Annotated in this window: 17 protein-coding genes; 8 read left to right on the top strand and 9 right to left on the bottom strand. The window is 41.3% G+C overall.

Going from position 1 to position 22694, the window contains the following annotated elements:
* Positions 1–4: 4 nt before the first annotated feature.
* From GXP67_RS22780 to GXP67_RS22765, 4 genes are all read left to right on the top strand, one after another.
* Positions 5–367: a BlaI/MecI/CopY family transcriptional regulator gene (locus GXP67_RS22780; protein WP_162445240.1), complete on the top strand. Its 363-nt coding sequence runs from the start codon at positions 5–7 to the stop codon at positions 365–367.
* On the top strand, positions 364–1881 hold the full coding sequence (locus GXP67_RS22775) for a M56 family metallopeptidase (protein WP_162445239.1): 1518 nt from the start codon (positions 364–366) through the stop codon (positions 1879–1881). The genes GXP67_RS22780 and GXP67_RS22775 overlap by 4 nt, the downstream gene beginning before the upstream one ends.
* A gap of 109 nt (positions 1882–1990) precedes the next feature.
* Positions 1991–4426: an ABC transporter permease gene (locus tag GXP67_RS22770; RefSeq protein ID WP_162445238.1), complete on the top strand. Its 2436-nt coding sequence runs from the start codon at positions 1991–1993 to the stop codon at positions 4424–4426.
* 122 nt (positions 4427–4548) lie between these two features.
* Positions 4549–5394: an aminotransferase class IV gene (locus GXP67_RS22765; RefSeq protein ID WP_162445237.1), complete on the top strand. Its 846-nt coding sequence runs from the start codon at positions 4549–4551 to the stop codon at positions 5392–5394.
* Between the two features lie 10 nt (positions 5395–5404).
* On the opposite strand, the gene gldF is transcribed toward GXP67_RS22765, so the two are convergent.
* The 3 genes from gldF to GXP67_RS22750 form a co-directional block, all read right to left on the bottom strand.
* The gene (gldF, locus tag GXP67_RS22760) at positions 5405–6133 is read right to left on the bottom strand and encodes a gliding motility-associated ABC transporter permease subunit GldF (RefSeq protein ID WP_162445236.1); all 729 of its coding nucleotides are present in this window, start codon (positions 6131–6133) and stop codon (positions 5405–5407) included.
* Positions 6134–6301: 168 nt separating this feature from the next.
* Entirely contained in the window at positions 6302–6769 is a 468-nt protein-coding gene (locus tag GXP67_RS22755; RefSeq protein ID WP_162445235.1) for a hypothetical protein, read from the bottom strand.
* A 57-nt stretch (positions 6770–6826) separates the two neighbouring features.
* On the bottom strand, positions 6827–7825 hold the full coding sequence (locus GXP67_RS22750) for an NAD(P)H-quinone oxidoreductase (protein ID WP_232064543.1): 999 nt from the start codon (positions 7823–7825) through the stop codon (positions 6827–6829).
* Between the two features lie 182 nt (positions 7826–8007).
* Here GXP67_RS22750 and purB point away from each other — a divergent pair, with 182 nt between their 5' ends.
* The gene (gene purB / locus GXP67_RS22745) at positions 8008–9351 is read left to right on the top strand and encodes an adenylosuccinate lyase (RefSeq protein WP_162445234.1); all 1344 of its coding nucleotides are present in this window, start codon (positions 8008–8010) and stop codon (positions 9349–9351) included.
* A gap of 83 nt (positions 9352–9434) precedes the next feature.
* Here the strand turns inward: purB and GXP67_RS22740 are convergent, their stop codons facing one another.
* Both GXP67_RS22740 and thiL read right to left on the bottom strand, forming a co-directional pair.
* A complete protein-coding gene (locus GXP67_RS22740) occupies positions 9435–9851 on the bottom strand; it encodes a hypothetical protein (RefSeq protein WP_162445233.1) in 417 nt (138 codons plus the stop codon).
* Positions 9852–9864: 13 nt separating this feature from the next.
* A complete protein-coding gene (gene thiL / locus GXP67_RS22735; protein WP_162445232.1) occupies positions 9865–10899 on the bottom strand; it encodes a thiamine-phosphate kinase in 1035 nt (344 codons plus the stop codon).
* Positions 10900–11462: 563 nt separating this feature from the next.
* Here thiL and GXP67_RS22730 point away from each other — a divergent pair.
* The 3 genes from GXP67_RS22730 to wecB are packed head-to-tail and all read left to right on the top strand — an operon-like array spanning position 11463 to position 15750.
* Positions 11463–12248 (top strand): polysaccharide biosynthesis/export family protein, encoded by a 786-nt coding sequence (locus GXP67_RS22730; RefSeq protein ID WP_162445231.1) that lies wholly within the window; start codon positions 11463–11465, stop codon positions 12246–12248.
* Positions 12245–14656, top strand: a complete 2412-nt coding sequence (locus tag GXP67_RS22725; RefSeq protein WP_162445230.1) for a GumC family protein — start codon at positions 12245–12247, stop codon at positions 14654–14656. Before GXP67_RS22730 ends, GXP67_RS22725 begins: the two co-directional genes overlap by 4 nt.
* On the top strand, positions 14653–15750 hold the full coding sequence (gene wecB, locus GXP67_RS22720) for a non-hydrolyzing UDP-N-acetylglucosamine 2-epimerase (RefSeq protein WP_162445229.1): 1098 nt from the start codon (positions 14653–14655) through the stop codon (positions 15748–15750). The genes GXP67_RS22725 and wecB overlap by 4 nt, the downstream gene beginning before the upstream one ends.
* Before the next feature lie 253 nt (positions 15751–16003).
* Here the strand turns inward: wecB and GXP67_RS22715 are convergent, their stop codons facing one another.
* The 4 genes from GXP67_RS22715 to GXP67_RS22705 form a co-directional block, all read right to left on the bottom strand.
* Positions 16004–17587 carry a RagB/SusD family nutrient uptake outer membrane protein gene (locus tag GXP67_RS22715; protein WP_162445228.1) on the bottom strand — a complete coding sequence of 528 codons (1584 nt, stop codon included), beginning with the start codon at positions 17585–17587 and terminating at the stop codon, positions 16004–16006.
* 28 nt (positions 17588–17615) lie between these two features.
* Entirely contained in the window at positions 17616–19502 is a 1887-nt protein-coding gene (locus tag GXP67_RS37850) for a SusC/RagA family TonB-linked outer membrane protein (RefSeq protein ID WP_394351982.1), read from the bottom strand.
* Positions 19503–19531: 29 nt separating this feature from the next.
* Positions 19532–21223, bottom strand: a complete 1692-nt coding sequence (locus GXP67_RS37845; protein WP_262890454.1) for a SusC/RagA family TonB-linked outer membrane protein — start codon at positions 21221–21223, stop codon at positions 19532–19534.
* Positions 21224–21441: 218 nt separating this feature from the next.
* On the bottom strand, positions 21442–22560 hold the full coding sequence (locus tag GXP67_RS22705) for a FecR family protein (protein ID WP_162445227.1): 1119 nt from the start codon (positions 22558–22560) through the stop codon (positions 21442–21444).
* Between the last annotated feature and the right edge of the window lie 134 nt (positions 22561–22694).

Here is a 22694-nt window from a genome sequence, read left to right as displayed (position 1 = left end):
GTGTATGGAAAAGCTTACACCTAAAGAAGAACAGGTAATGGAAATTTTATGGGAAGTAAAAAAAGGTTTTGTCAAGGATTTATTTCCTCACTTGCCTGATCCCAAACCCCATTACAATACGATTTCTACTATTATCCGGAATCTGGAAGAAAAAGGCTATGTTGGCTATACGGCCTATGGCACCACCTACGAATATTATCCGCTCATCAGCCGGGAACAATACCAGGAAGGCTTCATTTCAAAAATATTATCCAGCTACTTTGATAATTCTTATAAAAAGCTGGTTTCGTTTTTTGCTGAAAAAGAGAAGATCAGTGAAGCAGAATTGAAAGAAATTATTGAAGCTATTAATAAGAATAAAAAATGAGTATTCTGCTAATTTATCTGATTAAAGCAAGTATTACGCTTGCCAGCCTGTATCTGGTATTCTGGCTGTTCTTACGCAAAGACACGTTCCACCAGTTGAAACGTTTTGTATTGCTGGCTAATTTGACGCTTTCTCTTGGATTGCCTCTACTGGATATTGCTCCATTACAATTAAATCTTGAAAAGACTAACTATACGCCTTTAACACAGGATACGGCTCCTGTGAGCCGGTTTGCTTTTGCAGATTCTCAACCTGCCACCCCGGCCACACATAATTTCGCTTATTGGATGGAAACAGCCTATTTACTCTATTTAGCGGTTGTTCTCTTTTTACTTGCCAGATTCGGCATTCAATTGTTTTCGGTGTATAAACTCATCCGGAATGCCAATGTAATCAGCCAATATCCTTTTGTGCTGGCATCATCTACGAAAACCGACAGCCCGTTTTCATTTTTCCGGTATCTCATCCTCAATCCCGAACCGTATGAGTCAGACGCCCTTTGGCAGATTATTCAGCATGAGCAGGTACACATCGCCGGGTATCATACCCTAGACAGATTACTATCGGAAGTGTATACCATTTTTTTCTGGTTTAATCCTTTTGCCTGGCTTCATCGAAATCTGGTGAAACTTAATCTGGAGTACATTGCTGACCAATCTGTATTGAAAACAGGATTTTCTGTGGAAAATTACCAGTCAAACTTACTCAGGCTTACACTTCCGGAAAGGAATTTTATGATCACTAATAACTTTAATCAATCAGGACTCTTAAAACGCATTCGTATGATGAACAAATCAGCTTCTCCCCTCACCTTCCGCCTGAAATTTGCGCTGGTTCTTCCAGTACTAACTGGTTGTATACTGCTTTTTCATGGAACCCAGGCTAAGAAAATCGAAAACCAGATATTATCCTTAAGCCGCAAAATCATACTGCCAGAGCAACCTGTTACACCATCTACTTCCATTCAGGTCAGGGCTGTAACAGGCATAATAAAAGATGCAGATAGGGATACCCCTTTATCTGGTGTACATATCCAGGTGAAAGGGCAAGCTACCAGTACGCAATCCGATGCAAGTGGCAAATTCAGCATAAACGTAAATGAAAAGGATAAAATACTGGTGTTCCAGCTTGAAAATTTCAATACCACAGAAATGGCAATTACCCCGCAGGCTGGTATGATTGTGCTGTTAAAATTAACTGACACACCTATTGCCAAATCTGCACGTGCAACTCTCTCTGGAGAAGTTCAGATCAATGCACATAATCTTACGGCTTTTCCTGATGGGAATACCGGAATAACAGGCCGGAAGATAGTTATCAAGAGCGATTCTACTGATTCCCCGGATCATAAGATTCTGTACCTGGTAGATGGAAAGGTAGTAGACAAGGCACAGCTCAATAAGATCAAAGGTGAGGAAATAGCAAGCATCAATGTATATAAGGATATTAATTCTTTGAGAAAATTCGGTGCAGAAGATAAAAAAGGAGTCATAGAGTTTAAGTTGAAGAAGTAGCTTAACGGATTGATTGTCAATAAAAAAATAGGGATACTTTAAAAAGTATCCCTATTTTTTTATAAATTATTTCAGCTACTTCCCATCGTTCTCCTAAACCTAACCCAGCATGTTCAAAAACTATCTCAACATCTCGCTGCGCATGATCCGGCGGAATAAAGTATTCTCCTGTATTAACATCTTTGGCCTGGCAACCGGCATTGCTTTTTGTATGCTCATTTTCCTGTTTGTCAAAGAGGAGTACTCTTTCGACCGCTTCCACGAAAAAGCCGACCGCATCTACCGCCTGGAACTAATTAACCTGCCTGACCTGGCCAAGAACAAAAAAGCACAAAACGGTCTGACTAACCCCAAAAGTGGAGAAGTTAGCAGTACTTGGATTCATTTCTCTATACCCTTTGGTCCGGCTTTAAAACGGGAAATACCGGAAATAGAAACATGTGTGCGCTTGAAAGAGATAGGGACAGTAGTGAGCAACGGTAAAGAATCTTTTCAGGAAACTGTTCACTATACAGATGCTGATTTCTTTCAAGTGTTTTCTTTTGAACTGCTACAAGGCCGTAAAGAAAATGTATTGGCTTCGCCAACCAGCATCGCCATTACAGAGAAAATGGCTGCCAAGTATTTTGGTAAGCAAAATCCGATGGGCAAGACTTTATATCTTACACAGCGGGATGTGAAGAAGGGCTTTATTGTAAGCGGCATTGCAAAAGAGGCACCAGCAAATTCCAGCATCAGTTTTAACATGTTGCTGCGTATCGAGCAGATGGCCAATTATGAGCAAGACAAAAATGTGATGAATAGTAATTTTTCCATTCCTACTTTCCTGCTATTATCACCTAAAGCTTCAGTAAAGCCCTTCCTGGCCAAAATGCAAGCCTTTGTAGACCGACGGTTGGCTGCATTCAGCGATATGCACCGCCAGCATGAAAAAGTACCCCAACACGTAAAAGTGCTGCAGGCGGGCGTTACACCCTTAACCGATACGCATTTCGATACCAGAGTAATCTGGCCAAAAGTAAATAACCCTATTTATTCTTATATATTAAGTGCCCTGGGCCTACTCATTCTTTTTGTAGTTTGTATCAATTATATTTCACTTACCCTTACAAGCGCTGCCTCCAGATTAGGGGAAATTGGTATCCGGAAAGTGATGGGAGCCAGCCGACAGCAAGTGATCGGGCAACTATGGGCGGAATCTCAGGTTCTGGTATGGATGGCCATGCTAATGGCAGTTGGGCTGGTTTACCTGTTTTTGCCTGCATTTAATGCATTTACCGGTAAGCAACTCTATTTTAGTTTGTGGCAAGAACCGCTACTGGCAGGTATACTGCTGCTTATTGCCTTGCTGGTGGGTATAGTTGCCGGAGGTTATCCTGCCCTGGTATTATCCGATTTTCAGCCGGCAAACATATTGAAAGGTTCCCGTACCTACCGGATCAATCCCTGGTTTTCCAGAATTTTGCTATTGGTTCAATACAGCATGTGTCTGTTCCTGGTAAGCAGTTCGCTCATTATGTATGGCCAGATGCGCTATATCAGCGAAAAAGACTTAGGCTTTGACAAAGAACAAGTGCTTATTGTGAGGAATTTTGCTTCGACAAATCAATCTGCTCAACTGGTAGACCGCTTCAGGCAATGGGCAAATACCAATCCGGATATAATCTCTCTAAGTGGTTCTGGAGCCACTATTACCAGACAAGTGTTTTCTATGGGATTTGAAATTAATAATGAGCAGACGAATGTTGATATTTTTATAGTAGATGAACATTATTTATCTACTCTGGGAATTAAGCTGGTAGAAGGCAGAAATTTTTCTCCAGATCGTAAGACAGATCAGGAAGGAATGATTGTAAATGAGACCTTAGCCAACATGATAGGAAGGGATAGTACAGGTGTAATTAATACCTTAATGGGAACTAAGATTATTGGCGTAATGCAGGATCATCACTATGCTTCTCTAGAAAGTAAAATTGCTCCCTTAGCTTTATCTTACAGTAAAGACTGGCCTACATATATAGTGGCCAAACTACGACAGGGACGTATTCCAACAGCTTTACAGGCAATAGAAAAAACCTGGAAAAAGCTTGCTCCTGATCAGCCTTTTGTATACTCCTTTCTGGATGAAAATTTAAAAGAGCAATATACTACTTACCGCAATTGGACAGGTATTGTGGGCATCGCTACGGTGTTTGCCGTTATTATGTCGTGCCTGGGTTTGTTCGCCTTATCCGGAATTCATGCCTTGAACCGAACCAAAGAAATAGGCATTCGAAAGGTAATGGGTGCTTCTGTTTCACAGATATTTGTTCTACTCAACAAAGATATGCTTCGGCTAACCCTGCTTTCTTTCCTGATTGCTGTGCCTTTTTCCGCCTATCTAATGGACTTATGGCTGCAGGATTTTGCCTACCGGATTTCACTTTCCTGGCAATTATTTGCCATAGCCGGACTTATCGGGATAGCCACTGCCTTTTTAGCAGTAATTTTCCATTCATTAAAAGCTGCCAAAGCTAACCCAGTCATCAGTTTGAGGAATGAGTAAAGCAACAGCCATTCGAGCCAGCCTACAAAATTTCATTAATTCTCAATTACAGCCATTGCTCCCTGCCTGAGAATCATCTAATTTTGTAGGCTTACGTTCAACCCTGCTTATTTCCTGCTTCTATGATTGTTTCCTGCTGCATCAATGGAGAAATTGTACCTGGCACACAAGCCAGTATTCCGGTAAGTGACCTGGGTTTATTAAGGGGCTATGCCATTTTTGACTTCTGCCGCACAGCGCATGGCAAACCATTCCTACTGGAAAAACACTTGGTCCGTTTCAGAAGATCGGCTGCTTTAATGGAACTGCCATTGAATTACACAGATGAGGAGATTACAAAATTGGTATACGATACACTGGAACATAGTGGATTACAGGAGGCTGGTATCCGTTTGCTGCTTACCGGGGGCTTTACTCCCGACAGCTTTACTTTTACAGAACCTACACTGATTATTACAGCCGAACACTTAGCCCTGGCACCAGAAAAAGAAGTGCAGACTGGTGTAAAGCTCATGAGCCATACCTACCTGCGGGAGATGGCTGAAATTAAAACAACTAATTATTCGGAAGCCTTACGCTTACGCCACCAGGTGAAAGGGCAGCAAGCTTATGATATTCTCTATCACCACAATGGGCATATTCTTGAACTTACCCGCAGCAATTTTTTCATCGTAAAAGGACAAACCATCATTACACCCTCCGATCATATTCTGAAAGGAATTACCAGAAGAACCGTTCTGGATTTAGCGGCCACTGTCTATAAGGTAGAAGAACGGGCGGTATTATGGCATGAATTAGCAGAAGCCGATGAAGCTTTCCTGACCGGAACAAATAAGCGGCTTGTGCCTGTTGCAAAAGTGGATGATCAGCAAATAGGAACAGGCAAACCAGGAAAAGTTACGCTGCATGTATACCAGTTATTCAGGGAATTTGAGAAAAACTACCAGCCCGGCTATAGCTTCGCATAATTAAGAAAAGCTACCATTTCCGGCTGCCCAGCACAAGTCTGGTAGCCATCAGCATAAAGGCGATTAAACTGAAGAAATAAATTAGATTCCGGGAATCTATTAGCCCTTTGCTCAAGGCTTTGTAGTGATAATCAATGCCTAGTTGATTAATAAAATAGGCCATTTCTCCCAGGGCATCCAGGGAAGTGAGGGAAGAAAAGCCGGCATATAAAACAAAGCATAAAAAAGCCGCTACAATAAAAGAAGTAATCTGGTTATCGCTGATGCTGGAAGCAAAAATGCCAATAGCCGTAAACACTGCCCCTAATAATACCAATCCGATATAGGAGCCAAATACTCCGGCAGAATCTATATTCCCGGCCGGATTTCCAAGGGTATATACACTGTAATAATACACCAGGGTAGGAATCAAGGTAAAAATAATCAGCAGCAGGCTAGCCAGATACTTGCCCAGAATAATGTCCCAGTCGGAAAGAGGACGAGTGAGCAATAATTCCAGAGTACCAGCTTTTTTTTCTTCGGCAAAGGTGCGCATGGTAATCGCCGGTATCAGGAACATATACACATACGGAGCCAGGTAAAACAGAATCGACAGGTCGGCAAAACCATAATCGAGCAGGTTGGTATCCGGAAATACCCACACAAACAAGCCCATGCCAGTCAGGAAAATGATCATGATGATGTAGGCAATGAGCGAGTTAAGAAAGCTCCGGATTTCTTTTTTTAATATAGCCAGCATATTACATGGACCTTGCAGCGTAAATAATGGGCAACGTATTCAAATTTAGATTATGTCTTACTGTTTAATATTAAAAGAAGTGCAAAAGTAGGAATGAAAACATAGCAAGCAAACTGAATACAGGTTTCTGCTACTTCAATACTTAGTACTCACTACTTAATACTTCCATTATTGTTTCACTTTCACGTATTTCTCAATATTCAGCCTGTTTATTCCTTCACTTTCAATTTTCTCGATTCCCTGCTGAATGAGTGTATCGTTCCGCATAGAAACTGTAAAAGTAAAATCATGTCCTTCCCACTCTCTGGCTGTACAATATTCCAGGTGTTCTGTGTATACACTGTCGGTGAGAGAATATCTGCCGCCTCCAGAAGAGAAAACAGCAGCAGAATCTTTGCCTTTGGTTAAATCATGCTGCATAAAGGCAAAATGGGTATCATTAATGACTTTTATAAAAGATACATTTTTGGTATAATCTGTAACAGTAGTATCTCCTTTTTCAATGATGGTTCCGGTCAATAGTTTCCAGGTGCCTGCAATGGGTGTAGCCATTTGATTGGGTATATTTTGTGCAGTTTCTTTTCCACAAGCTATCAGTAGTGTGCAGAGAAATACAAATCCAATGTTTTGTTTCATATATAAGTCAACGAATTTAAAATAAGAAATAATAATTACTAAAAGGATTCCGGCAATCTATTCTGTAACCCGTAATACAATTTTGCCTGAATTTGCATTGCTTTCCATCAGGCGGTGCGCTTCCTGTACCTGAGTCCAGTCCAGAATACGGTCGATTACCGGCTGCAGGGTTCCTTTCTGGAAATGAGGTAAGGCAAAAGCAGCCATTTCCCTGGTTAGTGAAATCTGATATTCCAGACTACGGCTTCGCAGGGTAGAACCCATAATTTGTAAACGCTTAGACAAGATCTTCCGCAGATCAAAATCAGTTACTTTACCTCCGCTTAGCGTAGCCAGCAACACCAGCCTTCCTTCCGTTGCCAGCGAATCTATGTTTTTGGTGAAATAATCAGCAGCTATAAAATCAATAATCACATCTACCCCTTTGCCGGAAGTAATCTCCTGCACTTTTTTATCGAAAGACTCTGTTTTGTAATCTATGGCCGCGTAAGCTCCTAATGCCAGGCATATCTGGTGTTTGGTTGCCGAAGCTGTTACCATCACATTTGCACCCATTTTACTGGCCAGTTGAATGGCGGCTGTTCCTACCCCACTGGCTCCGGCATGAATCAGCACTTGCTCACCAGATTTCAATTTCCCCAGCCAGCTCAGCGCCTGAAATGCCGTTAAAAACACTTCCGGAATGGCCGCTGCATCTTCCATTGACATACCTTTGGGCACAGGCATTGCCATGTCTTCATGTATAACGGCATATTGTGCATAGCCGCCCCCAGGTAATAATCCAAATACTTTATCTCCCGTTTTCCACCTGGAAACACCTGTTCCTACTTCCACTACTTGTCCGGCTATCTCCAGGCCTAACACCGGACTGGCACCAGAAGGGGGCGGATACTTACCGGCCCGTTGCAAAGTATCGGCCCGGTTTAGGGCGGTAGCAGCCACTTTTACCAGAATCTGATGGGCAGCAGGCTGAGGTTTCTCCCATTCTCCCAGATACAATTGTTCTGGTCCGCCAGGCTCATGCACCAGAACGGCTTTCATTAAAGTTTCAGGCATACAGTAAATGTAATGGAGTAAATCGCAACAATATAAATAGAAAAAGGTTGCCTTCTTATAAACTTGTAAACTTGCCTATCCACACAGCCGTTCTTAAAAAATGCAAAACAAGTATAAGACAGAAAATTTTGGGAATATCAGGAATTAATGATCAATTTTGACGCAGTTTAAGCAATAAATATATGGATATTAATCAGCTTACGGCCATATCGCCCATCGACGGACGGTACTGGCGGCAGGTTTCCAGTTTATCACCCTATTTTTCGGAACAAGGGCTGATCCGCTACCGGGTTCTGGTGGAAGTAGAATATTTTATTGCTTTGTGTGAGCTGCCTTTGCCTCAATTACAGGATTTTCCCAAAGAAAAATATGCTGACCTGCGGAAGCTGTATGAAAATTTTGGAGAAGAAGATGCTCTGCAGATCAAAGAAATCGAGAAAACAACCAACCATGATGTAAAAGCCCTGGAATATTTCATTAAGTCCAGGTTTGATGCCTTGCAGGTAGCTAATTTTACTGAATTTATTCATTTTGGACTTACCTCCCAGGATATTAATAATACAGCTGTTCCATTGTCATTGAAGGCAGGCATGAACACTGAAATTATTCCGGTATTACATAGACTGCAAACCAAATTACAGGAACTTTCCCACCAGTGGGAAGCCATTCCAATGCTGGCACATACACACGGACAACCAGCCTCTCCTACCCGTCTGGGAAAGGAAATTATGGTGTTTTGTGAACGGCTGCAACAACAAGTACACAGCCTGGAGCAAGTTCCATTTGCCGGGAAATTTGGTGGCGCTACTGGTAATTTTAATGCACATTCGGTAGCCTATCCGCAAATTGACTGGATAGGTTTTGCTGATACATTCGTAAATGAAATCCTGGGCTTGAAAAGATACCGGTATACTACTCAGATCGAGCATTACGACCAGCTGGCTGCCCTTTGTGATAACCTCAAGCGTATCAATACCATTCTGATCGACCTGGACCGGGACATCTGGCAATATATTTCGATGGGGTATTTCAAACAATCCATTAAAAAAGGGGAGATTGGTTCTTCAGCCATGCCCCACAAAGTAAATCCCATTGATTTTGAAAATTCCGAAGGGAACCTGGGAATTGCCAATGCCTTGCTGGAACATTTATCTGCCAAATTACCCATCTCCAGGCTGCAAAGGGATTTAACCGATTCTACTGTGCTCCGTAACATTGGTGTACCCCTGGCCCATTCGCTGATTGCCTACCAGTCCCTGCTGAAAGGCCTCGATAAAATAGAGATCAATATTAAAGCCATTCATGAAGATCTGGAAGATAACTGGGCGGTAGTAGCTGAGGGTATTCAGACGATTTTACGGCGGGAAGGCTATCCCAAACCGTATGAAGCCTTAAAAGAGCTCACCCGTACCAACGAAAAAATAAGCTTTAGTGCCATTACTGCCTTTATCAATTCACTTTCAGTAAGCGATGCCGTAAAAGAAGAACTCCGGCTGATTACACCATTTAATTATACAGGGATTTAGGGAGTAGAGAGATAAATAGTAGAAGCTAAATTTTATATGTTCAATTTTTCAATCTTCTAAATATTGTAATCTTCCAATGCCTATCATCCAGTAAAATCACCGGTAGATTGGAGGCAGCGTTTGATGCTTTTTTTGAGTTTCTTATGCCAGAAAGGGCCATTTTTCAACGTTAATTTGAGCTTGGCAGACTGGTTGTGCAGGAAATAATAAAACCTGGATTTACGTTCAACTTCCTGAATGGGCATAGGTACATAAACAAAGCCCACTTTTTGGGTTGCTTCTCCCACACAACGGTTTCCATAACCAATATTGCGGATATCTGTTACCACAATACGCAAAGGAATAGAAACTTCTGGCGTTTTTATTCTGGGCTTTACTCTCTTTTCTGACCGGGAAGATTTTTTAGGTGCAGCGGTTAAATTATTCTCTACCTGTGCACATACCTGCAGGCTGTACAGGAATAAAACCAGGACAAGATAATATTTACCAAAGGTGTTCATATTTATTTTCTCTCTAGAAATGCACCCAGCCTTGTGCCCGGATCGGAACCTTATTTTCTGCCTTGGTAACCAAATGTATGTCTTTAGGCTGATCAGTCATATACCCAATAAAAAAAACATCCGGGTGATTTTTTAATTTAGGAAAATCTTCTTGCCGGATCGTGAAAAGCAGTTCATAATCTTCTCCGCCATTGAGTGCACAGGTTACCGGATCAATATTAAATTCAGCGGCCGTATTATATGTTTCACCATCAATAGGTATTTTATCCTCAAATATTATTGCACCAGTGCCAGAACGGGTACACAAATGCAGCAGTTCGGAAGCCAGCCCATCCGAAATATCAATCATAGATGTAGGCACAATCCCTAATTCATCAAGTTCATACACCACATCCATTCTGGCTTCTGGCTTGAGTTGCCGTTTTATTACATAATCTTTGCCTTCCAGTTGCGGCTGAGCTTCCGGATTAGCAAGAAAAACCTGTTTTTCCCGTTCCAGCAATTGCAATCCTATAAATGCCCCTCCCAGGTCACCTGATGTACAAATAATATCATTGGGTTTGGCTGTATGCCGGTATACTACTTTAGATTTATTTACCAGGCCCAGCACTGTAATAGAAATAACCAGTCCGGCTTTGGAAGTAGTAGTATCGCCGCCTACCAGATCTACTTTATACTCAGCACAAGCTGCTTTAATACCAGCATATAAGGATTCAATGGCTTCGACTGAGAACCGGCTGCTGAGGGCAATAGCTACTGTAATTTGTTTGGGAATCCCGTTCATAGCAGCAATATCGGACACGTTTACAGCCACCGCTTTATAGCCCAGGTGTTGCAAGGGCACATAACTCAGATCAAAGTGAATACCTTCCAGCAGCATATCTGTAGAAATTAACGTATACTGATCTGCACCTGTATCCATAACAGCCGCATCATCGCCAATGCCAGTAACAGATTCTTTATTCTGCAATTCAATACCGGCGCTTATTTTACGGATCAATCCAAACTCACCTAGTTCTTTGAGTTCTGTTCTTTGTGTTGGGTTCATGCGTTAAATTTTATTCAAATGTATACATCCTGTATTACAAACAACAATAGCTGATGATATATTCTATTTGTTTATAAGGGCGAAAACCATACTGGCTGTAAATGAATTTTAGTTTTTATATCCGGCATTTGCCGTAATTATCAGATTATACGAATTTTATGGTGCTTTGTATAATTTTTAAAAGAGGGGTTAAGATAGAAGGCAACTGTTCTTTTAGAAAGTAACAGGAAGTATAACTATATGGATAATTAACCTATGACCGTTAGTAAGAGTAAATATTAATTAATGAACATACCTAAGCAAAGCATTGGGTAAATTGCCCCACAAATTATATTTTTCTCTTAACTTCGCATGTTATATAAAATTATTACATAATCGAAATACCTGTTGGGATAATGACAACTAAAATTGTATAAATGGTTTGGACGATTTATTAGCCTGAATAGTCTTATTATTGAATTCCGGCTATATAAACAAATGTTTGCATAAATACTTGTAACACTGTTAACCAAATCTGACTCCCCTTTGCTGTATTTCCCTGCTGATTATTTCCAAGATCTCACATGAACGTAACACTTCGGATAGTATATTTTTTCATTATCGTTTTAACTTCTTATGGCTGTATTCCTCTCCGTAATATTGTTTATTTCCAAAGGGATAAAACAAATAATACTCCTGATAGCCTGCCTGAGTTTAAGAATCAAGATTATGAATTTACAATAGCCCCATATGATATATTATCTTTGGCAATAGATGGAATAGATCCACAGAGTTTTGCTGCTTTCAAACCCAGTGGTCAAACCGGAGGATCAGGCAGGCCTTATGACCAGGGAACGTTTGTAAACAAATATGGGCTGATTGAACTCCCTTACGTGGGAAAAATAAAAGTTTCCGGGCTTACGCTAATACAAGCTGCTGATACCATTCGCTCCAGATTATTGCTTTATGTAGTCGATAGCTCACTTATTTATATACAGGTAAAAACATTATCATTTCCGGTAACAGTACTAGGTGAAGTATCAAGTCCTGGTACTTATCAGGCAGATAATGAATATATAACTTTTACAGAACTACTGGCAAAGGCCGGTGGCCTGACTGGCTATAGCAACAGAAAAAACATCAGGCTTATCCGAAGCGACCGGGAAACAAAGGAAACCACCACTTATCGTCTGGATATTACAAAAGATGAAATGATAGAACCTATCATTTCCAGGCTGCAACCTAATGATGTTATTTATGTAGAGCCTCTACGCCGAAAGCAATTAGATACAATAAGACCTATTACAGCTATTGTAAGTACTGTTTTATCAGTTTCTGTACTAATTATTACACTTATAAACCGGATATGAACCAACATACTTTTCAGTATTCTGAAAACCAGGATATTGATTTTAAACGTATTCTCAAGCTGATTATAAATCATTGGTTATTAATAATTTTATCCATAATTATTGCTTTAATAGTTGCGTATATATATGTCAGATATTCTCAACCCGTGTACAAAGCAGCAGGTACAATCATTGTTAAAGATGAAGCGTCAAATTCTCTCGGTGATGATGCCGTACAATTACAAGGCTTAGACTTATTCAAAAATAAAAAGAACCTATCTACAGAAATTGAAATTATTAAATCCAAATTAATGGTTGAAAGGGCTGTAAAAAACATGCCTATGTCATTACGGATTTCTTATTTTGCTAAAGGCAGGTTCAAAACAACTGATTTATATACGAGCACCCCATTTATTATTGAAATAGATACCTTATACAGTCAGGCTTATAATAAAACCTTTGATGTGGAATTTGTTACTGAAGATAAATTTAAATTTATCTATGAGATAGGAGATGGTGAAAAGTCCGGTAGCATTTATCAAATAAATGAACTATTCAATAACGACTTTGGCAGATTCCGCCTTCGTTTAAATCCTCGTGGGCAGGCTGTGATAGATCATGAAGATGGATATGCCTTCACGATATATCACCCGGCAAGTTTGGTAGCGGAATATAGAGGCAAGGTAGATGTAACACGGGCTGATGAAGAGACTTCTATATTAGTAATTTCCTGTGATGACCAGGTAGCGATGCGGGCCAGGGATTTTGTAAATACATTAATAGATCAATATACAGAGCGAAGCAAGGATGAGAAAACCAAAGTAGCTAACAATACGATTTCATTTATTAATGAACAGTTACAGCAAATTAGTGATAGTTTAAATTTATCTGAAGGGAATATTGAAGCATTTAAACGGGAAAAGGGTATGACTAATTTAAGCGCTGACTTTGCCCTACAGCGTTTTACAGAGTTTGATAAAAGACGTATAGAGATTGAGCTCACCCTAAAGTCATTGGATTCCCTTAACAGCCATATCAGGCGCGGAGGTGATATTAGTAATATCTCTACCTCTAATATTGGTGCCCAGGACGCGGCAATCAGTGCTAACCTGAATGCATTAAATCAACTGGAAATACAACGTAGAAACCTTTTATTAAATAATACGGAACTTGCCCCACAGGTGCGGGCCATCAATCGTCAGATCATTGTGATTCGGGATGAACTACTCAGCAATGCACAAAACTTCAGAGAGGCCTTACTTACAAACCTGAGAATTATCAATACAACTTTAAACAGGTTTGAACAAAAACTGGCACAAATCCCCACCACGGAAAGGCAATTTTTAGGTATAGAACGCAACCGGTCATTAAATGAAAATATATTTCTACTCTTATGGCAGCAGAAAATGCGAACCAGCATTGCCAAAGCAGCTACAATCGCTGATAACGTAGTATTAGATTATGCAGGAACACCAGGAACTCCTATTAAGCCGAAAACAGGTATGGCTTACATTATTGCAGTTTTCGCAAGCCTCTCTTTATGCTTGAGTTATATCTTTATTAAAGATTTTCTCGATGATACCATCACAGACAGGAGCCAGCTGGAAAAAATGACCTTAGTTCCGGTTCTGGGTACTATTAATCATGCACGGAATACTTATGGAAGTAACCTGGTCGTGACAGATAAGCCTAAATCAGCTATTGCAGAAGCTTTCCGTTCGATTCGTACAAATCTCCAATATTTAGCCATTGATGCAGACTATAAGATCGTAACGGTCACCTCTACCATTAGCGGAGAGGGAAAAACTTTTTTTTCATTAAATATGGCAGCCATTCTGGCTATTTCGGGTAAAAGAATTCTACTGATGGGTTTAGACCTGCGTAAACCTAAAATTCATCAGGACATGGGCATATCAAATGAACAGGGCATGAGTACCGTACTGATCGGAAAAGCCAAAGCTGCTCAGGTAATTATTAAAAGTAAGTTAGAAAATCTGGATATTCTTCCTGCCGGTCCCATTCCTCCGAATCCTTCCGAATTAATTATGAGCGATACGATGAAAAACCTGTTGGAGGAACTACGTCCACAGTATGATTATATTATTGTGGATACCCCTCCTATTGGCCTGGTAACGGATGCACTGATCGCTATGAAATATGCAGATATTAATATTTTTATCGTCCGGCAGAAGTATTCAAAAAAAGTTTTTCTGGATACCGTAAATAAATTACAAACAGACAAGTCTATAAGAAATCTGGCCATTGTTCTCAATGATCTTCGAATTAACAAATCATATGGGTATTATAACGGATATGGCAACAAATATGGATATGGCTATGGGTATTATGAAGAGGAATCCAGAAGTAATGGCGTAATAAAAAAATTATCAACTTTATTCAGCCGCAGTAAAGCAGCTAAAACCAAATGATCCATAAAGTATTAACTGTCGTAGGTACCCGTCCTAATATTATTAAAATCACTCAGTTTGAGAAGGTAATTAATTCTTATCCAGACATCGAACACCGTTTATTACATACCGGGCAGCATTTCAGCCATAATATGAGCGATGTTTTCTTTACAGAACTATCTCTAAAAGAGCCCGATTTTTTGCTGAGCCTGGATAAAACGACAGTGGTTTCGCAGCTTTCACAAATGATGCAGGGGATTGAGCAGATCATTGCCAGCTATCAGCCAGATTTACTGGTAGTGGTGGGAGATGTAAATTCTACGCTGGCTGCTGCATTAACTGCCAATAAAATGGGTATCAGGCTGGCACATATAGAGAGTGGACTCCGGAGTTTTGACCGCAGTATGCCTGAAGAAATTAACCGGATTATTACCGACAACCTCACAGATATTTTCTTTGTAACAGAGCAGAGCGGCATTGATAATCTCCTGAAAGAAGGAAAGGCAAAAGAACAGATCTGTTTCGTGGGCAATACCATGATTGATACACTGGTGGCTTACGATTCCCTAATAAAAGCCTCCCCTATATTGAGTAAGCTTCAGCTACAGCCCCAAAGTTATGCCCTCATGACCATGCACCGCCCAGGCAATGTGGATACCAAAGAGGGCTTGTTACAGATTCTGGATATCATTTCAGAACTCAGGCGCTTTAGCAAAATTGTGTTTCCCCTGCACCCACGTACCCGCAACAAACTGAAAGAATCCGGCTTGTACCAGCAGATCGAAGAAGATGTAAATGTGCTACTAATGGAACCTGTAGGGTATCTCGATTTCCAGAATTTAATTCTTCATGCAAGCTATGTAATTACTGATAGTGGTGGTATTCAGGAAGAAACTACTTTTCGGAAAATTCCTTGTATTACCTTGCGCCCAAATACAGAAAGACCTTCTACTATTGAAATTGGTTCTAATACTCTGCTGGGTTTTGACAAGAGAGGAATTATTGAAACGGTAGAAAAGATTTATAACGGCACCTACAAAAACTGCCAGATTCCCTCTCTATGGGATGGGAAAGCTACAGAGCGGATTTTTGAAGTAATCAGTCAGCTAGATTAAGCGATATCTTAAATCTTTTGCTTGACAAACAAGAAGCTTTTATTTTATCTTGTAAGGCTGGTCTGAATTATAGTAATCCTACACCATTGCATGCATCTAGCTTTTTAGGATATAGCGCACTCCGGTTAGTGCACGTCGTTCGGGACAACGAGGCTGGAGGTTCGAATCCTGTCATCCCGATAACAGAACTCTTATCATCAGATCAAACTCCGCTAAACTATAATAATTTAGCGGAGTTTGCTTATATCCTGTTTTAATACAAAGGGTTTTGAACCAGATTACTATTAAGGTCCAGTTCACGCTGCGGAATTGGTTTGAGCAAATGTTTTTCACTCCAGTTTTGGTTGGCGGCTGTTCTCCCAAAATTAATATCCGTTTTAATATTAATTAAACTAGCCCGGTGCCACCGTACCAGGTCATTGTAGCGGTTTCCTTCTAAGGCAAATTCCACTCTTCTCTCATGCCGCAGCCACCCAAACATCTGGTTTTTATCCACTGTAGCCGGACGGTCAGGTAGAATCGTTCCGGTTGGGTCAGCTCTTTTTCGAACCTGATTGATTAATTGAGCGGCTTTTTCTACATTATTATTGCCCAGCAACTCTGCTTCCGCCAGCATGAGCAACACATCGGCATACCGGATGATACGGTCGTTATTTTCTTCAATATTGAGCGGGAAAGAAAACTCAATCAGATTCTGGCGAACATATTTGGCAGGCGTTGAACCAGTTACCGACCAGGCCGGATCATAGGGTTCACCCAGAAAATCATCGCCTGCCCTCCAATAGGTATTGGCAATTCTGGGATCATTCGGCTCGAATTCATTCTGTAAGGGCAATGTAACATGTACCTGACCATATCCCATACCATTGGCACCCGGCGCACATACATTACCCGGACCGCAAGATGGACGCCAGAATATATTCCGGGCTGTGCCAGCCGCCCCAACATTCTGGTCACCATCGGCACCAAAATCTGTAGGCAGCCAGGGGTTGAAGTCGCCCCGGGTAAACTGAATTTCGAATAAGGATTCCTGGTTATTTTCGGTATTAGGATTGAAGTTTTCTTCGAATGTAGGGATCAGTGTATATTTTCCACTGGCTACAATACTATTAAACTCACTAATGGCACTGGCATAAAAAGATGGATTATTTTCCCATTGGGCACGATACAGATATACTTTTCCTAGCATTCCCGTAGCAGCGCCACTGGTAACACGGCCTTTGTTTTTTGCATCCCAGTCTGCTGGTAAATTAGCCTTTGCATATTGCAGGTCACTAATGATCAGGTTCCATATCTCTCCAGGTTGCGAATTTCCTTTCCGTGCCTCTGAAATGATAGTAATGGCTTTTTCGGAAACCGGAGGATTGCCAAAATGGATGGCTAGTAAAAAGTGAAAATAAGCCCTCAGAAATTTTGCTTCTGCCTCATAGCGGGCTTTTTTAGCCACATCCGAAAACTGTTTGGCTAAGGGCAAACGGTCAATAATTATATTAGCCCGCTGAATTCCTTTATAGCTTTGCTCCCATAAATAGGTAAACTGGTCGTTATTTGGATTCCAGTTAAAATCTTCCTGGTCGTTAGAACTATTATTAGGTGCCGTTACATCATCATCCGGATATAAAACTCCCTGATACCAACCCAGGCCAGTCTGGTCAAAGTAAAAATTGAGTAAGGTTGAATAAGGCGAAAGTGAGGCGGCTTCAAAATCATTTTCAGTCTGGTAAAACGTATTTTCATCCAGCTGTCCCAGCGGCGACAATTCAAGCTGCTTTTCACATTCGGTAAACGTGAAAATACACAGGATAGAAAGTATGAATATTTTTGCGAACTTTTTCATATAGACTTTTAGATAGAGTCAGGAATGATTAAAACTGAAACTGGAACCCTGCCTGGAAGGTACGTGGCTGTGGAATATTGGCATTATCTGTACCTGCACCAGTCTGATACCCACTGGAACCATAGCTCATCACTTCCGGGTCTAACCCAGAATAATCTGTAATCCGGAACAGGTTGCTGGCGGCAATATAAATTCTGGCTCCTGAAAATGCTTTGGTTTTGCCCAGCAGGTTCTGTGGAAGAGAATATCCCAGTTGAATATTTCTTAATCTTAAGAATCCAGCATCTTCTATCCAGCGATTGGAGAACCGGGTATTCTGATTAAGATCATTTGCTGTAGCACGAGGCATGGTATTGCTGGTATTTTCACCAGTCCACCGGTTGGCTGTGCTGGTAAACTGGTTCCGTCCGTAGGCACCTAAATTTTCAGCGCCACTCCTGTAAGCATTGTACACTTGTATACCGGCTACCCCCTGAAACAAAGCTGACAGATCAAAACCTTTATAAGTAGCACTCAGGCTCAAGCCATAATAGAAATCAGGAATGGTTTTACCCAGATATGTCCGGTCAGCAGCTGTAATGATGCCATCCGGCTGGCCAGAAAACAACTGACCTTTGGGCGCATCTGCACCGGCCGGGCCATTGTTATCTACAAAGATAATATCGCCTGGAACAGGTTTCTGGCCGGATACTTTGTCTTCAAGGGCAGCGCCACTCTGGGTTTCATTCTGGTAAATGCCAGCCGTCTGATAGCCATATAAATAGCCAATCGGGAAGCCAACAGCCGTACGGTAATCTCCGGATGCAAATTCTTCAATGCCAGGTGCAAGTGCTGTCAGTTTGTTCTTTACAGTAGTCAGGTTTCCGGATACATTTATCTGCAGGCCACTGGCAATCGTAGTGCTATATCCTAATTCCAATTCAACGCCTCTGTTTAACACATTTCCTGCATTAACCGAAGTGCTGCCAAAGCCGCTGATAAATGGAATGGGTAAACCATACAAAAAGTCTTTGGTATTGCGGTTGTAATAGGTGGCCAGGAAATTTACCTTATTATTAAACAAGGAAACATCAATACCCACATCTGCCGTTTCAACAGTTTCCCAGCCTACTTCCCGGTTAGGAAATATAGCTTGTACTGGTGCCTGACGGGAAGACCCACCCAGGCCATAATCTGGTGTGAAGGAAACCCGGAATACATAGGGGAATGAGGCAGTATTTGCATTTCCCAATTGCCCCCAGCTTGCCCGGATTTTGAGATCTGAAATCAGGGGTACAGCATCAAAAAATGGCTCTTCACTGATACGCCAGGCAGCTGATACGGACGGAAATGTACCCCATCTATTTTCTGGCGCAAATCTGGCAGAACCATCTCTTCTGACAGTAGCTGTTAATAAATATTTATCCCGGAAATCATAACTGAGCCTGCCGATATATCCTACAAAAGCATCATTAGATAAATAAGAACCAGCATTGGCATACAACCTTCTTAAAATGTCGTTTCCGGCACCATCCTGTCCCACGACTGTTTCCACACCCTGCTGGTTTTTTACACTCTGATAAAAATTGGGATTGGTACTCTGGTAATCTGATCCTCCATAACTTAAGCCATTTCCCCGGATTTTCTGGTATTCAATCCCTGCCAGCACGTTTATGCTATGGTCGCCGAAAGTACGATCAAACGTAAGGGTATTAGTAAATACCTGTGTGTAGCCTTCGCCCCGGCTGTCATTGTAATTATTCAGGTCTCTGGCTAAGCCTAATTCTGGCCCGGTATAGCCTGGCTGCCAGCTGCTGTTTCTACTTACAGACAAATCCAGAGATGCTGCCGATTTAAAAGTGAGGCCATTAATAATCTCCAGTTCTCCGTACACTCCTCCCAGTAAGCGGATCAGTTTGTCGCGGTTATCTAAAATTTCATTGATTCCAAACTGGTTGGCAATCGTTAACCCTGCCCGGTTGAGATTGCCATTAAATCCATATCTGTTGCCGGGAATGGGATTATTCGGATCATCATATATACTGAAGAAAGGGGCATATTGGCCGTTCCGGCAAACAAAAATCCATCGCCGCCTGCATTCATCCCGCGTACAATTTCCTGATAGGCTACGGAGAACGTTTGCCCGAAACGGAAACGTTTCCCAACTTTATAATCGCTGTTTGCCCGGAAGGTATACCTGTCCAGGTCCCACTTGCGGATCATGGCATCCTGGCCAAAATATCCTACCGATACGTGATAGTTAGCCGCTTCATTTCCGCCGGAAACTGACAAATTATAATTCTGAATTGGTGCATTTTTATTGAGCACCGCATCCTGCCAGTTTGAATTGATACCGAGTACATTGTTTGGATTACTGGTCCGCAGATCCGGGTGAATGAGTTCATAATCAGTATCGCCTGGTTTTAATCCGGCCTGGGCATTTTTGGCATCAATAGCTTCCTGTGTTAAGGCTGCATATTGCTCTGTATTGTTCCAGTCATACAGTTTTGGAAAATTCTGAACGCCATAATAGCCATCAAAATTTATTCTGGGTTTGCCGGTTTTTCCCCGCTTGGTTGTAATCAGCACGACACCATTTGCTGCCCGGACCCCATACACAGCAGCAGCCGAAGCATCTTTGAGTACAGATATATTTTCGATATCGGAAGGATTAATGGTAGATAAAGGATTGGTGTTAGCCGCATCCGGATTTCCTACCGGAATGCCATCTATTACAAATAGAGGTTGCGTATTGCCTACGGTACCTACACCCCGAACCCGTATAGCAACTGGTGATCCCGGCGTACCATCTACAGAGGTTACCTGTACACCGGAAATTCTTCCCTGAAGGGCTGCATCCGGGCTGGCTACCGGTAGTTTCTGAATCTCCCCGGCATTCACCGTCCCAATAGATTCGGTAAGTAAGGCACGTGTTTTTTCGCCATATCCAATTACCACTACTTCTGAAAGTGATTGAACATCCGGTAATAAAACGACATCTATTCTGGTGCGGTTATCAATAGCTACCTCGTCAGACAAGTAGCCGATAAAGGAAAAAACCAGTGTTCCATTGGTATGTTCATCAGGAATACTAATTGTATATTGTCCTTCAGTATTAGTGGTCGTACCAATGGTAGTTCCTTTTAATAAAATATTCACCCCAGGCAGGTTTTCTCCTTTATCGTCTGTAACCTTGCCACTCAGTGAGATTGCCGGAATAATTACAGGTTCACTCACAGGAATTTCATCCGGAATCAGGCCTGTATTTGCCTTCCGAAGCATAATTTGCTTGCCAACTACTTCATATACAATGTGTAAAGGTGTAAGTACTTCATCCAGTACCTCACTTACTGGCTTATGATGTACCTTAATACTTACTTTCTGACTGGCACGAATCACCTGCGGACTATATATAAATTTTATATCCGCCGCCTTTTCGATACGGCTTAGTATATGATCTATGGTACCCTCATTAATATTCAGGGAAACTTTCTTTTGTAAAGCATCCTGCGCACTTGATTCAACTGCCAGCGCAAGGCCGCTAAAGGCCATTACTATCAATACTGGCATCATTGCTATCCGCATAGTTGTCCAGAAAAGGAGATGAACGTTCTGTAAATTTTGTTTACATTTACTTGTTCTTTGTTGTTCGTTCATAAAGTTAATGTTCGTTGATTTTGGAAAGAATAAACAAAAACAATCCCCATTCACCCTTTAATCAAGGTGTATTTCGTAGCTGAAGGGGAGATATTTTGCCGGTGATGGTGGCACATCACCGGCATTTTTTTATACTGGCCGGGTAAGCATTACTATCTCATATATATAAAGTTTAGGTTAATAATTATCTAGTATAAACAAACTACTCTCGGCCAATCCTATTCTATACACCCAGTCCCCTGAATAATGATCCGGTTTCCTTCCATCTGATAGCTCACACCTATGGCCCCACAAATAAGGTCGAGTTTTACAGCAAAAGGCTCATCTGTAAAAGAAGCGGTTAAATCGCAGTTCCGGAGCTGGGTAACTGTGTATTCAATATCTACATTATAATTCTCTTCCAGTCTGGAAAACACCTGGCTGACCGGAGTTTGATGAAATACAAAATTATTTTCCGGAATAGCCAGCCGGCGGATTTCTATAGGTTTTACTACGGTTTGTGTGATCTGTTTATCAGCTTTCTGGTAAATCAATTGCTCATTGGGTGTTAACACTAATCCAGAGGAATCCTTCGCCATTGTTTTCTTCTGATCCGTATTAGTAAATACCGATACACGTCCTGTTTTTACGATGACAGAAATATTATTGTCAGCAGGATTTGCCTTTACATGAAAGCTGGTGCCTACAACCCTGGTCGTAATCTCGTCCGTATAGACATAAAATGGTCTCTTAGGATCTTTGGCTACTTCAAAGAAAGCCTCCCCTTCTAAATGCACCTCTCTTATTGAGTCGTTAAAAATGCTGGCATAATAGATACGGCTGTTTTCTTGTAACAACACCGTACTTTTATCCGGCAGGTTAATCAACATCGGTTCAGTGCCTCGGTTCACATGTTCTATCTGGGCAGATGCCGTTTGTGTGGGAATAGTTCTGGTTAATTTTGCAGGCTGATCGGCTAAGGGTTTATATTGCCAGTACCACCAGCCAATACTTAGTAAAATAACTACCGATGCAGCTACCCTGATAAATAAATAACCAAATGAATGTACCTGTGCTGTTTTATGGGTTTTCTGAGGGGTTAAGGGCTTTTCTTCCGTTAACAAAAATATCTTATTAATTTCTTGCTGCAAGGTTTCATCATCTATTTCCAGCGGTTCCTGTGTTTGCAAGGACAATACAATAATTCTGGCTTGCTCTACCATGGAGCGCTTATCGGGATACTCATTCATCCATTGCTCCCATTCGCTATCCTGCCCGGAAGTAGGATGGTTAACCCATTTTCGGAAGTGCGCATCCAGAGAAAGGTCTTCAACCGTATAATGTTGGTAATATCGCATAGCCGAGAAAGGTCCTTTATAACGTATAGACAGGCTTTTGCTTTTTCTACCCTCTTTTATGCAATTATTTTTAAAAATATTACCAAATAATTATATTGCAATACTGGAAATGCGATAGTTTAGCTCAATACCTG

The organism is Rhodocytophaga rosea (assembly GCF_010119975.1).
Lineage (GTDB): Bacteria > Bacteroidota > Bacteroidia > Cytophagales > 172606-1 > Rhodocytophaga > Rhodocytophaga rosea.
This window is presented reverse-complemented; position numbering and strand designations above follow the sequence as displayed.